Below are 14,177 nucleotides of genomic sequence, written 5' to 3'. Positions count from 1 at the left end.
CGCCGCAGTGGCTGCCCGTGCGTGCCGAACCCCCGCCCCCGCGACCCCCTTCCATCGCGGAAGGGGGCCCCGGTCTCGCGTGCGTCTCTACGGCACCGGCGTCAGGATGAACCCGCGGTATTGGCCGTTCAAGACACCGTACCCGACGATCTGACCCTGCTCGTTGATATCGTACGCCTCAGCCAGATGGTCCCAGCCGTGGCCCGGCACCAACAGCGTGTTCAGATCGTGGAGCTGGCCACCCGTGTAGATGAACGCGTGCGACACCGTGTTCGTGGCGTCGCGCGAGGTCCCGACGACCTGGCCGGCATTGTTGATGCCCACCGCGTAGGTCTTCGGCAGGCCGGCGAGCGCGCCGAGGTTCACCACCAGGCCTCCCGCGCACAGGAATGACTGGTCCTCGCCCGGCCCCCACGCGGAACCCGCCACCAGCCCCTCGTCATTGATCACCCAGGCTTGGCTCTGGCTGAGCAGCGGCGCGCCCAAGTCGTAAAGCGTGCCGTTCTCGTAGAGGAACGCCGTGGCATCGCCCATGTGGTCAACGAGCACGCCGACGATCTGGCTGCTCTCGTTGATGTCAAACGCCCCGCTGTACGCGTACCCGAGCGTACCGAGTTGCGACATCACGCCGCCCCAATACACGAACGCATGATAGCTCGCCGCGAAGTCCGAATAGCCTACGACCTCGCCGGACTCATTGATGGCATAGCCCGCGCTCGACGGTCCGCCCAGCGTGCCCAGGTCCCGCATCCCGGTGCTGCTCTCCCAGACGAACGCCCGCAGGTCACCGCTGGCGTTCATGGATTCGCCAACCACCTGGCCCAGGTTGTTCACGCCGTGCGCCACCGCGACATTGCCGCCCAGCGACCCCAGGTCCACACGCGTGCCGCCGTCGTACAGGAACGCGCGCTGCTCCAACGTCGGCGTGTAGTAGTAGCCCACCACCACGCCCGCGTCGTTGATGCCGTACGGATAGCTCGTGTCGCTCCGGCCCGCGTCCAGGTTGATGATCGTGTACTGCCGCAACTGCGGCTCGATCGTGATCGTCACCGTGTCCACGCCGACCCGTGCCAGCGGCGAGTCGTCCGTCACGGTCAGCGTGTACGTCGTCGTCTGCGTCGGCATTACCACGGGCTCCTGGTCCGTCGAACCGGCCCAGCCCGGCGCCGTCCATACATAGCCGTAGCCGGCCGTGCCGCCCGTCGCCGAACCGTGCAGCGTGACGAGGCCGACCTCCGTCCGCGTCACGTCCGGGCCGGCGTCCGCCACCACGTCCTCACAGCCGTACTCATCGACGACCGCGCCGGGCGTCGAGTTCAGGCACGCATCCACGCAATCCGGCAGCCCGTCGCCGTCGCCGTCCGTGTCCGGCATGCCGCAGCCGCACACGCCCGGCTCCACCTTGCCCGGATCGTCCACGCACTGGTCCGCGCAATCCGGCGTACCATCGCCATCCGTGTCGGTTTCCGGCGCGCCGCACCCGCAGACGCCGGGCTCGACCTTGGCCGGGTCACCCGGACAGCCATCGTTGCAATCCGGCGTGCTATCACCGTCGGAGTCCGTGTCCGGCATGCCGCAACCGCAACCACCCGGCTCGATCTTGTTCGGATCGTCGGGACACTGGTCATTGCAGTTCGGGGTGCCATCCCCATCACTGTCGGTATCCGCCAAGCCGCAGCCACACAGCCCCGGCGCGACCTTGTCGGGGTCGTCCGGACAGCCGTCGTTGCAGTCCGGGGTGCCGTCGCCATCACCATCCGTGTCCGCCACGCCGCAGCCACACACACCGGGCGCGACCTTGTTTGGATCTTCCGGGCATTCGTCGTTGCAGTCCGCCGTGCCGTCGCTGTCACTATCCGTGTCCGCCGCGCCGCAGCCACACAAACCCGGCACGACCTTCTCCGGGTCATCCGGACATCCGTCGCTGCAGTCCGGCGTCGCGTCGCCGTCGCTGTCGACATCGGCCACGCCGCAACCACACACACCGAACGCGACCTTGTTTGGATCTTCCGGGCATTCGTCGTCGCAGTCCGGCGTGCCGTCGCCGTCACTATCCGTGTCCGCGATTCCGCAGCCACACCAACCCGGCTCGACCTTCTCCGGGTCATCCGGACATCCGTCGTCACAGTCCGACGTGCCGTCGCCATCACTATCCGTGTCCACCACGCCGCAGCCACACAAACCCGGCACGACCTTCTCCGGGTCATCCGGACATCCGTCGTCACAATCCGGCGTTCCGTCACCGTCACTATCCGCGTCCGACACGCCGCAGCCGCACCAACCCGGCTCGACCTTGTTCGGGTCGTCCGGGCAACCGTCGCATGCATCGATCGCGCCGTCGCCGTCGCCATCGGGCTGACACTCGTCGGGCACGCCGCTGGCGTCACAGTCCGTGCTCGTGCCGGCGGCGATGTCCTGGTCATCCGGAACGCCGTTTGCATTGCAGTCGGTCGGTGGATGCTCCTGGTCGACGCGCCCCGCCGTAACTTGGAACCCGAGCTGCGAATTGCGCGGCAGAGGCGGGCCGCTCCAGAAGAAACGCGCCTTGCCGGCCAGCACAAACGCATCGTCGAAGTTGCACGCCAGTTGCAGGATGTTGAGCGGGTCGTGCGGTTCACGCCACGACGCCGAAACCTCCTGCGTCAAGGGCTGGGCGTTGATTTCGAGGTCATACACCTGGACGCGGCCCTGAACTGCCCGGCAGCGGACCTGCAGCGCATTCAGAAGCGTGCCACAGGCGAAATCCTGCGCTATGACCACGTCGCCGACCTGGAAAACAGCCGCCTGTCCGTCCCACGTCAGCGTGAAGTCGTAGGCCGTGTTGCATTGCCAGTCAAAGTCGTGCTCGTTCTCCGGCTGGTTGGCGTTCGTGCTCACCGCCAGCTCGTACGTGTGCGGATGACCGGCCGCCGCGTCGCCGATGCGCCCCTCCGCCGTGAAGCAGCGCTCGAAGTCGCGCGCGGCATGCCCATCGTGCGCGAAGTACGTCACCGTGCATTCCGTTACGGACGGCACCGGCGGATCGAGGCAATCCGCCGTTCCGTTGCCGTTGGCGTCTGCATCGGGCACGCCGCAGCCACACGCGCCCGCGGCGGTCTTCATCGGATCGTCCGGACAATCGTCCCGGCAATCGGGCTCGCCGTCGCCGTCGCTGTCCGCGTCAGTCACGCTGCAGCCACAGGCGCCCGATGCCTGCTTGTCCGGGTCGTCCGGGCAACCGTCGCATGGGTCGATCACGCCGTCCGCGTCGCCGTCGGTCTGGCATTCATCGGGCACGCCGTTCGTATCGCAATCAGCGCTGGCCCCACTGCCCACGTCCAACGAATCCGGCGTGCCATTGCCGTTGCAGTCCACCGGTTGCGTCTCAGGCACTTCCTGGCAATCGGGCGTCCCGTCGGCGTCCGAATCGACATCCGACACGCCGCAACCGCACGCGCCCGGCGCGGTCTTCGCCGGGTCCGCCGGACAGTCATCACACGCATCGATCACGCCGTCCCCGTCGTTGTCGAGCTCGCACTCGTCCGGAATCCCGTTGGTGTCGCAATCCGCGCTGGTGCCGGCGCTCAGGTCAAGATCATCCGGCACACCGTTGTCGTTGCAGTCCCCTTCACACTCGTCCGGCACGCCGTTCGCATTTGCGTCCACGCTCGTCGCCGCGCTGAGATCGCAGAGATCCGGCACGCCGTTCCCGTTGCAGTCCGCCACAGTACCGTCGGCGATGCTCTCCTCATCGGAGATGCCGTCACCGTCACAGTCGGCCGCCGGTTCGGCATCGTTCGGGTCGGAGCCGTGCTGATGTTGGGTGGCCTCGAGCAGTTGCTGTAGCAGATCGATAAACGACATGCCGTCACCGCCGTCCGGCAGGCAACTGCACAGCACGCACAGCAGCAGCGGCACGGTCAATTGAACCAGCCATCGGGGGGACACGGGGCGCTCCTCTCTCCCTGCCGGCGGCGTGCGCGGCCACGACCGCGCACGACGGCACCATCCCTCACAGTAAATAATGCGAAATAAACGGGCGCGCTGAGCGCCGGAAACGGCGCATAGCCTGTGTGCCCCAGGCCCCGACGTGCGCTGTGATCTATTCCCGGACGCGTCGCGGAGATCGGCCCGCGTTACGTCGCCGGGATATCGGTCCACGCCCCCGGGCTCGACGCGGCGACCACCAGGCGGTGCGTGTCCTTCGGCACGGTGTGCAGCTTCACGCACATCCAGTGCAGATGCTCGTCCGGGATCACGCCCATGATCTCCCCGAGGTAACGCTTGTTATGGTCGTTCGGCCAGAACATGCGCAGCTCGAGGCAAACCGCGTCCGGAGGCGGCGTCGGCGTCGGAATCAGCAGGCCGCCGTTGCCGACCTTGAGCGTATCGCCCGGGCGAAACACGTCCCGGGGCGACACCTTCAGCGTCCGAATCCGCAGCCGCATCGTGGAGGGCAACAGGCAGAAATCCGTGCGGAGCAGGAACTTGGCCCGCGCCGTGGCCGCGGCCGCCCCGGGCAGCGCGGCGTGCGTGCGGTACTCCAGCACGTAAAGCGTGATCTGGATGCTGTCCCCGTGGCGCAGCCGGTGCGTGTCGATGCGTTGACTGTTCACCGTCGTGCCCGCGCGCGAGTTCGCGTCTTCGAGCACATGTCCGCCGTTACACGGGGAAAGCGTAGCGTGGACCCGAGACACGGTCTGGTGCGGCAGATGAATGTCCGCGTGCTGCGAACGCCCGATCGTCACGCTGCCGGCCGGCAGCTTGAACTGGAACGGCCCCGTCCCAGGACCGAAAATCTGCAGATGGGGGCAACGGGGCGGATGCAGCTCCCCGTCGACCATGATCTCGGCGCCCGGCACATAGTCCGGCTGGGCGCTGGCACTGTCGGGCGGCAGACCCTGGTTCATCTGGCCAGTCCTTCAAAACGGCGCGCCGGGTGCGTCCGAAAATCGCCGTCCGGACCGGGCTGCCCCGGCAGGCCCCCCGGCCCGGACCGCGGGCCCCTCGTTACATCGGCCAGCGACGGGTGCCGGTCCAGTCGGCGGCACCCCGCGCGCCGGTCTCAAGTCGCCGTCACATCGATCCAGGGCCCGGGCTCGCCGGCCTCGACCGTCGCGTCGTGGATTTCCCGTGGGACGATGTGCAGCTTGATGCAGCCCCAGTGCAGCGCGCCCTCCTCGATCAGCCCCAGCACCTCCCCCAGGTAGCGCTTGGTCTGTCCCGTCGGCCAGCAGAGCTCAAGTTCTGTGCACGGCGTGTCGTCCCAGACACCGTCGGTCGGCACCAGCAGCCCGCCGTGGCCGACGCGTAGCGTGTCGCCGCGCCGGAAGATCTCCCGCGGCTCCACGTGCAGCATCCGAAACCGCAACCGCATGGTCGAAGGCAGCATGCAGAAATCGCTGCGCAGCAGGAATTTCGCGCGGGCGGCGGCGGCGGCGGCCCCGGGCGGCGCCGGATGCGTGCGGAACTGCACGACGTACAGCGAGATCTGAATCGTGTCGCCGTGCCGCAGCACGCTGCGCTCCACGCGCCGTGAGTTCACCAGCACACCGAAATTCGAATCCGCATCCTCGATCACGTACTCGCCGTCGCACAGCGCGATCGTGGCGTGAATGCGCGAGACCGTGTGGTGCCGGAGCTGGATGTCCGCGTGATCGGACCGTCCGATCGTGAGCGTCTGGTTGGTCAGATAAACTTCATTGACCCCGGTATCCGGACCAAAAATCCGCAAATAGGGGCGCGTCTCCAACGGGCGGGCCTCATCGGCGACCAGGGCCTGCGGCGTGGTGGCATCCGCCGGCAACCCTGGCGAAACCGCGTTCGGCTTGGTGGGGTTCATGGCTCCTCCGCGTCCAACGTCCGTCACTACTTGTACTGAGCAGGGCTCGGTCCGCTGACGATAAGCTTCGAGGAACACACCTCCGTTGCCTTGATCGGCCAAGGGAGGCAGGTCGTGCAGTAGGCGCCCGCCTACAGACGGCGCCGCGAGCACGCTGACAGGCGCGATAACGCGATGAGCTCCACTCGACACGGCACCGCGACTCCACCCGCCCCCCGGCGCCTGCAGCCGACGCCCGACACGACCGTGCGCCCCAGCCCCACGGATGACCCACCGCGCGCCCCGGACGACAGTGGCACGCACATTGTCGCCGACGTCTGGGGCACCGATCTCGACAAGTTCACGCCCGGCATGACGCTCAAGGGCCCGGGCCAGACCCAGCTCCCCCCGGACGGGGCCCAGCGCCCGCTCACCAGCGCGCCACTTCCCGACGTGACCCTGGACGGCTACGAATTGCTGCGCGTGCTCGGCGAAGGCGGCGTCGGCGTCGTCTACCAGGCCATTCAGAAATCGATCGACCGCACGATCGCCGTGAAAATGATCAAGCCGGACATCGGCCCCGGCGACCGGGAACGCGCTAAGTTCCTCACCGAGGCGGTCGTCACCGGCAAGCTCGACCACCCCAACATCGTCCCGATCCATGACCTCGGCACGACCACCGACGGCCAGCCCTTTTACACCATGAAAATGGTGCGCGGCACCCCGTGGAGCGAGAAGATCCGCGCGCTCTCCCTCGCCGAAAACCTCCACATCCTGATTGCCGTGTGCGACGCCGTCAGCTTCGCCCATGCCCGCGGCGTCATCCACCGCGACCTGAAGCCCGAGAACGTCATGCTGGGCGAGTTCGGCGAAGTCCAGGTCATGGACTGGGGACTCGGGGCCCTGCTCTCCACGGACGGCCGCGTCGCGGACATCTCCAAGACCCAGGCCGCCGGTGGCACGCCGGCGTACATGGCCCCCGAGATGGTGACCGGCGAGGACGGCCCGGTCGGCGTCCACAGCGACGTGTACCTGCTCGGCGCCATCCTCTACGAGATCGTCACCGGCAAGCCGCCGCACGGCGGACAGCGCGTGCTCGACTGCCTGCAGAACGCGCTGTTCAACATCATCGAGCCGACGGACCGGCAGGACGTGCTCGTGGACATCGCCCGCCGCGCGATGCAAACGCTGCCAACGGACCGCTATCCCACGGTAGCCGCGTTCAACGAAGCGCTCCGCGACTACCAGACTCACGCCGAGAGCATCAATCTGGCCGAGCAGTCGCGCGGCCACCTGAGCCAGGCCATCGCACGCCGCGACTATGACCTGTTCGCCCAGGCGCTGTTCGGCTTCCGTGCTGCCCTGACGCGCTGGGCCGACAACGCCGACGCGCAGGCCGGGCTGCGGCAGACACAACTGGAGTACGCGCGCTGCGCGTTCGAGAAAGGCGATCTCGACCTCGCGGGCACCATGCTCGATCCGGATTGGCCGGCGCACCTGGAGCTGGCGGCCGACATTCGCCGCGCCATCCAGCGACGCGACCAGGCCCGCCGCCGCCTCCGCATCTTCCGCACCACGGCCATCGCGCTCACCGCCGCCGTCATCGTCATCCTGACCGTCGCGGCCATCTGGATCGCGGCGGCAAAGCGGCAGGCGGTTCGCGCGAAGGAAGCCGCCGTCGCGGCCCAACTCGCCGAAGCCGAGCAGCGGCGGCTGGCCGACCTGGAACGTGCCCGCGCACAGGAAGAGGAAGCCCGCGCGGTGCAGGCGTTCGCCGATCTCGAAAAGGCCGTCGCGGCCATGATCGCCGCCCAGACCCAGGAAGAGCGCGCCGTCGCCCGCGCCCAGGCCGCCGATCTCGTCGCCGTACAAACGCGGGACGAGCTGGCCCGCTCGGGCATGCTGCTGGACAACTCGTGGTGGGCGTTCGACGCGGCCGAGGCCCAGCGGCGACAAGCGGAAGCGGCCGCAGCCCTGGCGCTGCCGGCGCAGATCACGATCATGCTCGCCGGCACTACGCCCCTTGACCTGGTGTTGATCCCGCCCGGCGATTTTGTGATGGGCAGCCCGCCCAAGGAAGAACGCCGCTCGGCCGACGAGCACCTGCACCGCGTCCAGCACACCGCGGCCTTCTACCTTGCCCGGTGCGAGCTGACGCAGGCACAGTGGCACGCGCTCGGCGGCACCGCGACAACCGGACCGAACAACGCCGATCTGCCCGCCACGGGCCTCACTTACGACGAAATCATGACGCAACTTCTGCCCGCGTTACAGCCCTACGCCCCCACCGGCTTAGAGTTCCGCCTGCCGACTGAAGCGCAATGGGAGTACGCCTGCCGCGCCGGGACCACGACGGCGTATTACATGGGCGACGAGCCGGAGACTCTCGCGACCACCGGCTGGTATCTCGCCAACAGCGGGCGGCAGGTGCAGCCAGTCGGCGTGCAGGCACCGAACGCTTTCGGACTTTACGACATGCACGGCAACGCCAGCGAGCTGTGTGCCGATGCCTACGACGCGAACTACTATCTCGTGTCGCCGATCGACGACCCCACCGGCCCGGACCCCAGCGAGTTCGCCGTCGTCCGCGGCGGCAGCGTGCTGAACACGGCGGAGCAATGCCGCTCGGCGTTCCGCAGCTACATGTACCAGAAGAATCGCTACGAGTTCGTCGGCGTGCGCCCGGCCCTCGTCCCCCGCTGCGGGGACTAGCGCGGCCGCCGCCCACAAGAGGAAGCACGCACTCGAGAGGGCAAAGCTCCCGCTGAGCTGGGGAGAGCGAAGCTCCAGCTTCGCTCCCTGTGGCACCGGCGTCCCGCCGGTGGGCTGATGGCACGGCCCGGTATAGATCGTCTATATCAGCGGCTGTCCCGTCCTGTCCACTATCCAGCGCGGGTCAGCGCACCTCGTCTTCAAGCGACTGGTTCGTGCTCGGACCCCTGGGTCCCTTCGTGAGTCGCTGCGTGAATCCCTGTGCCTCGAAGCAGATTCTGTTTCGGCGGCCGACGATGGATTGCAGGGCGATGTGCCAACCGCGTGAACCCGCCTTGTGTTTTGACCCTGCTCCGACGTCTGACCGCCGAATCTCATCGATTGTAAACTCCTCCTTGTACGACAGACTGACATCAATCAGCAGCTTGTCCACTCCGTGAAAGGTCAGTACCGCGGGTGCCACCACGAACTGAAGAAGTCGGCCGTCTCCCGTTTTGATCCAGTCGAGAATGTAATCGATGTCGAGCAGCAGATCGAAGTCATACGCATCCTTCGGATTGCAGATGCGCATCCCATGAACACGGTTGTCGTGCCACGACAGGCTGTCGAAATCGTGTTCCGTCCACTCGCTCTTGTACGATGGCCTGGACATTGCATTCGCTCCGATGCGGCCTGCCGGCGCTCCGCGCCACAGTTCCGGTTCGTCAAGTCACTGAGGCCAGTGCGGCACCGGAACAACCACGCGCTGTAGAACTTCCACAAAATGCCGCGTTGGACCCGAGTTCAACCGCCGGCGTGCCACGGATATATATCGCCATCCTCCCGCGGCCGCCGCCGGATCACAACACGCCGCCGACTATCGAACGGCCCGGCGTTGGGACGCAGCCATGCCCTGCGATGCTCCAGCGCCCCTGCGGGGCTCAGGAAGAGAAGAGGTAGCTGGGTGTCGCCGCGGTCCCATGGCTGCGCCCTGGGCTACCGACAGACGCCCCTGCGGGGCTGCGGACCCGCTCGCTCGCGCTCGGGGCTCTGATTCGCGGCGCGCTGCGCGCGGCCCTGACCCGCGCTCGGGGCCTGACTGGGAGCGCGCTGCGCGCGGCCCTCGCTCGCGCCCGGGGTTCTGACTGCCCGGCTGCGTCGGCTCCCGTCCGCGCCGTGGCACCTTCTCCGTTCCCCCTTCCTACCTTCGTGCCTGCGTGCCTCCGTGCCTTCTCTGTTCCCCGTTCCCTGTTCCCTGTTCCCTTTCCGCCCTTCACTGCGCCGCGGGACCCTGGGCCTGCGTGCCGTGCTGGGCGACGAGCTGCGCCACGAATGCGGCGAACGCGTCTTCCGCCACCCGGTCCCAGCTCTTGCGAATCTCTCTGAACGCGGACTCGGCCGCCACGCGCGATTCGGCCAGCTCGATCGGCAGTACGTCGGCATCGATCTCCCGTTCACCGTGCACGCGGGCTTCGTGCAGCACTGCCGTCGCCGCGGCGACCGCCTGTGTTTCGATGAACAGCCGCTCGTTCGCCGTGATCAGGCGGTGCAGCGCCGCGCCGATGACGTCATCGAGCACACGGTCGAAGCTGCCCTGCCGCCCCGCCTCCGCCGCCGCCATGATCACCGCCTGCAGCTCGCTGCTGGTCACGCGCACCAGCGTGCGGGCCTCACCGGCGGCGGCCAGCAACTCGTCCAGGTGGCCGCGCGCGTTCATCCCATCCGCCAGCGCCAGCTCGTCCATCAGGGTGGCCAGCGCCTGCTCGGACGCCTGATACAGATGCGCCGCCTCGGTTACCGTGCGAAACGCCGACTGGAGGTACGCGGTCAATTCCACGCTGCTGTCCGCCAAGGCACCCAGGATCGTGTCCCAGGCCGCGCGGAACTCTGCCGGCTGCGCGGCATCGTCGAACAGCTCGCCGCTCAGAATGGCACTTTGCATGTCCGCGGCCTGCTGCGCGCTGGCCCACTCCGGTTCTTCCAGCCGACGCCGATACCACGCGTCGTCAGCCTCGTGCTCATCGTCCACGCGGCCGGCCGCGGCCGTCCCCGATGCCCCGGCGGCCGGCATGTCCGCGACCGGGGCCGCGCCAACGGCATGCGGACCATCGCCCGCGCTTCCGGGTGCGCTGTCACCACTCGCGGCCGGCGCGTCAGCGTCCCAAGTACTGGTCGCGTCGCCGGCGCCGCCGGGGTCCGCGGCCGCCGGACCGCCGCCCGCATGCTCCGCACCGCTCGTCGTCCCACCCGCCGTCGTTGTGCCTCCAGACGGTCCGGACGAATTCGACCCGCGCGGAGTCGTGTCACGGCCGCCGGAGTTGTGCGCCGGCGGCTTGACCGGCGTGTCCGCCCCCGGCGGATCAGTCGGGTCGAACGGCTCCACCGGCGCGGTTCGCGCCACCGTGATGACAAACGCACCTGTAACCGCCCCGCCCTGCCCGTCCTCCACGGTCACGAGCACCTGGTACACGCCGGCATCCATCGCGTGCGGCGTACCTTGGAACGTACGTGTCGTGCTGTCGAACACCAGCCACGCCGGCAACGCGCCTCCGTCCGTCAGCGTCGCGCGATACGTCAGCGTGTCGCCCGCGTCCACGTCGTGGAACGCATCGGGCGGTAGCTGGTACGCCAGCGGCGTTCCCGCCGTCACGCTCTGGTCCACGAGTGGCTGGACCAGCGTCGGGGCATGATTGACGTGGGCCACCACGATGTCGAAGACATCGGCCGCGGATTCGCCATGCCCGTCCGTGGCGATCACCCGGACGCTCCAGATGCCAACTGCCCCCGGGCCAGGCTGCCCGGAGAACGTGCGCGTCGCGGAATCGAACGTCAACCATTCGGGCAGCGCGCTGCCGTCGGCCAGCGTCGCGGTATAGGTCAGAATGTCGCCGGCGTCCACATCGCGGAACGCATCGACGGCCAAACCAAAACTGAACGCGGCGTCATCACCGACGTGCTGATCGACCAGCGGATGCGCGACGTGCGGCGCGTCGTTCACCGCGTGCACGAGCAGGTCAGCCCCAACCGCGGCGGCGCTGAACGGGGTGGTGCCGCCGGTGATGCTCGCATCCGCGTAGCCGCCCGCGACGCCGCTGGTCTGGTCCCAGGCCCGCAGCGCCAGCGCCGGATCGAGCACCCCGTTCCAGTCGGCTGCCGGCTGGAAGCGCAGCAGGTCGGTCGTGCGCAGCAACAGCGCGTGGTTCGACGACACAGCGCCGATGTTCAGCCACGTCAGACCCCCGTCGAGCGAATACTGCCATGTGCCGTACGCGGCATCCAGACCGATCACCGCGATGCCGCGCAGCGCGCCCGCGTCCACGTCGGTGATCCGGTTGCCGCCCGTGGAATTCAGCAAGTCGGCGACGGTCATGCCGCCGTTGCCGACCGCGTCCTCATCCAGGTCGGTCAGGTGCAGCGGGCTGGAGCTATCCAGCACCGGCGCATCATTGACCGCGTTCACCGCGATACTGGCCGTCTCGCTGGCCGTGCTGAAGGCCGTCTGGCCGCCGTTCGTGGTCACATCGGAAAAACCGCCCGCTGAGCCGGCGGACTGATCCCAGGCACGGAACGCCACTCCGGCGGCAACCGTGCCGTTCCAGTCCGCATGAGGCCGAAAGCGCAGCAGGTCGGTCGAGCGCAACAAGAGTGCATGGTCCTCGCCCACGGCACCGACCGTGTGCCAGGTCGCGCCACCATCGATCGAGTACTGCCAGCTCCCGTGCGTCGTGTCGATCCCCGTCAACGCGATGCCCTCCGGATCGACGTTGTAGTCCGTGATCCGGTCGCCGCCGGCGGATGCGATGATGCTCGCCACACTGGTGCCGGCGTTGGTGACGTGGTCCTCGTTGATTGCGGTCAGGCGCATCAGCCCGGTGTTGTCGAGCACCGGTGCGTGATTGGGCGCAACGACATCGACGGTGATGCACGCCGCGAGCTGCCCCTCGGTGTCTGATGCCAGCCCGCCATATTCGACGATGAAATAGTCGTGGGCCATGCCGTCCGCCGCGTCGTGCCACCATGCGCTCGAACGCACAATCGTCAATTGGCTGGCGCCGGCCACGTTTGGGTACGTCGGTACGTTCCAGTGCGTGTACATGCCGTTGACGGCCGAACCAGTGCCGTCGCCCTGCCAGAACTGCGTGCCGGCCTCCGGACCCGTGACCCAGGTCCACACCCCATCCGCAGCCACGTCGCTACCGCCCAGCCACGCTTCCTTGTTCACCGGCATCGCCGGCACCAGTATCGCGGCCAGTGAGTTCTCGGCGCCCGATGTGATCGTCGCCAGGTACCCCTGCAGGCCAAACAGCGTTCGTGCGCCGGCGTCCGCCTGCGCGGCCGCCCACGTGATCGTCGCCGGCCCGGGCGGATCGCCCAACTGGTAGTAGTGGCCGTTGGAAGTCAGGTACCGGTACGTGTCGAACGTGTCGCCGATCACGAACATGAACTCGCGCGGCGTCGTGCTCGGCGTCGTGCTCGTGTTCTCGTACGTGACCGTCCGCAGCAGCGCCTGGTACGCCGTGGCCGAGTTGTCTCCCGCGATCGTCAGCACGCCGGTCGCCGCGTCGTAGGACCAGGTGACCATCGAGCTCGAAGCCAGATCGGCGTCCAGCGACAGCCAGTCCTCGCCCGGCACAAACCCACTCTTGATGCGCACGGCGGCACCCAGCAGCAGGCCGCCCCCACCGTCGCCTACGGTAATGCCCGGGTCCAGCACCACGGGGCCAGAACCGCCGACGACCGTGTGACTGGGGTTCGTGTCCGCGATCGTGGGACCCGCGAGCAGCTCCGTGAACCTCGCCAAGTGCGTTGGGACGAAGTACAGGCACCCGACGTCCACGCCGTCGGTTTCGAGCACCCAGTCGCCGCCGCGCCCCGGCGCCCCCGTCGCATCCACGGACGCCGCGATATCTACGCCGGTCACCTGCTCCAGCGCCGCCATCAACACCTGCCCGTGCAGCCCCGCCGCCGCGTCGCACGCCAGCACGTCGATCCGGCCGCCCGGGTGAACCAGCTCAGCCAGCCCCTCCCAGAATGCCCGCATCTCCGGGTGGTGAATCGTCTCGAGGTTCACCGGGTGGCCCGCGACCAATTGGAAGCCGCCCACCACGTCCCCATGGGTGGCGAGGGCAATACTGTCCGCGGCCTGCCCATTTAGTTCCGCGCGGATTCGCGCGAGCAGCCCCGCGAGCGTCGTGGCCTGCGCATCGAAGACGACCCCGTGCACATCGGGGGTAGCGGCGGTGAGCAACGTGTGCGCGTCCTCGACATCCGATGAGACCGCCAACACGCGCTCCGCCCCGCAGGCGCGGCCATCCGTGTCCAGGGCGACCCCCAGGGCGTGCTCGATGGCATGCTGCACGGCGTGCAAGGCATCTGGTGGAACCGCATCGGCGGGCTCAGCAACAGCGTCGATGTGCGCAGCACACGCGCCCTCGGGGGCACCGCTGCCCTCGAGCACGATCCGCTCTTCCAGGCGCATGAGCGTCCACGGCAGGATGGACCGGCCCTCTGGCGGGGTAGGGTTCGCGGCTGGCGGGTTGTGCCACTTCATCGCGTTCGGGATCGCGCAAACTGGGGCGGATGACTTATCGGACCACTGGCCCCGCGCGAAGCCCGCTACCTTCTTCATCGTGCATTTGCGCTGTGAGGCTGACCGGCGGGTGCGTACTCCGGCGGCCCACGCCCA

Annotated in this window: 6 protein-coding genes; 1 reads left to right on the top strand and 5 read right to left on the bottom strand. The window is 68.1% G+C overall.

The window, feature by feature from the left end; translation table 11 throughout:
* Positions 1 to 87 precede the first annotated feature (87 nt).
* The 3 genes from KA383_06065 to KA383_06055 form a co-directional block, all read right to left on the bottom strand.
* Positions 88 to 3,927, bottom strand: coding sequence for a hypothetical protein (locus KA383_06065; protein MBP7745680.1), 3,840 nt, complete (start codon positions 3,925 to 3,927; stop codon positions 88 to 90).
* Positions 3,928 to 4,115: 188 nt separating this feature from the next.
* Complete coding sequence (locus tag KA383_06060; protein MBP7745679.1) at positions 4,116 to 4,889, bottom strand: FHA domain-containing protein; 774 nt, start codon at positions 4,887 to 4,889, stop codon at positions 4,116 to 4,118.
* Positions 4,890 to 5,044: 155 nt separating this feature from the next.
* Entirely contained in the window at positions 5,045 to 5,821 is a 777-nt protein-coding gene (locus KA383_06055; protein MBP7745678.1) for an FHA domain-containing protein, read from the bottom strand.
* Positions 5,822 to 5,995: 174 nt separating this feature from the next.
* Here KA383_06055 and KA383_06050 point away from each other — a divergent pair, with 174 nt between their 5' ends.
* Positions 5,996 to 8,512: an SUMF1/EgtB/PvdO family nonheme iron enzyme gene (locus KA383_06050; GenBank protein MBP7745677.1), complete on the top strand. Its 2,517-nt coding sequence runs from the start codon at positions 5,996 to 5,998 to the stop codon at positions 8,510 to 8,512.
* 184 nt (positions 8,513 to 8,696) lie between these two features.
* Here KA383_06050 and KA383_06045 read toward each other — a convergent pair whose 3' ends face one another.
* Positions 8,697 to 9,164: a hypothetical protein gene (locus KA383_06045; protein MBP7745676.1), complete on the bottom strand. Its 468-nt coding sequence runs from the start codon at positions 9,162 to 9,164 to the stop codon at positions 8,697 to 8,699.
* 600 nt (positions 9,165 to 9,764) lie between these two features.
* Positions 9,765 to 14,120: a DUF4347 domain-containing protein gene (locus KA383_06040; protein MBP7745675.1), complete on the bottom strand. Its 4,356-nt coding sequence runs from the start codon at positions 14,118 to 14,120 to the stop codon at positions 9,765 to 9,767.
* Positions 14,121 to 14,177 lie beyond the last annotated feature (57 nt).

The sequence above is a fragment of the Phycisphaerae bacterium genome (assembly GCA_017999985.1).
Lineage (GTDB): Bacteria > Planctomycetota > Phycisphaerae > UBA1845 > Fen-1342 > JAGNKU01.
The sequence above is the reverse complement of the archived record's forward strand: the minus strand, read 5'-3'. Positions and strand labels throughout refer to the sequence as shown.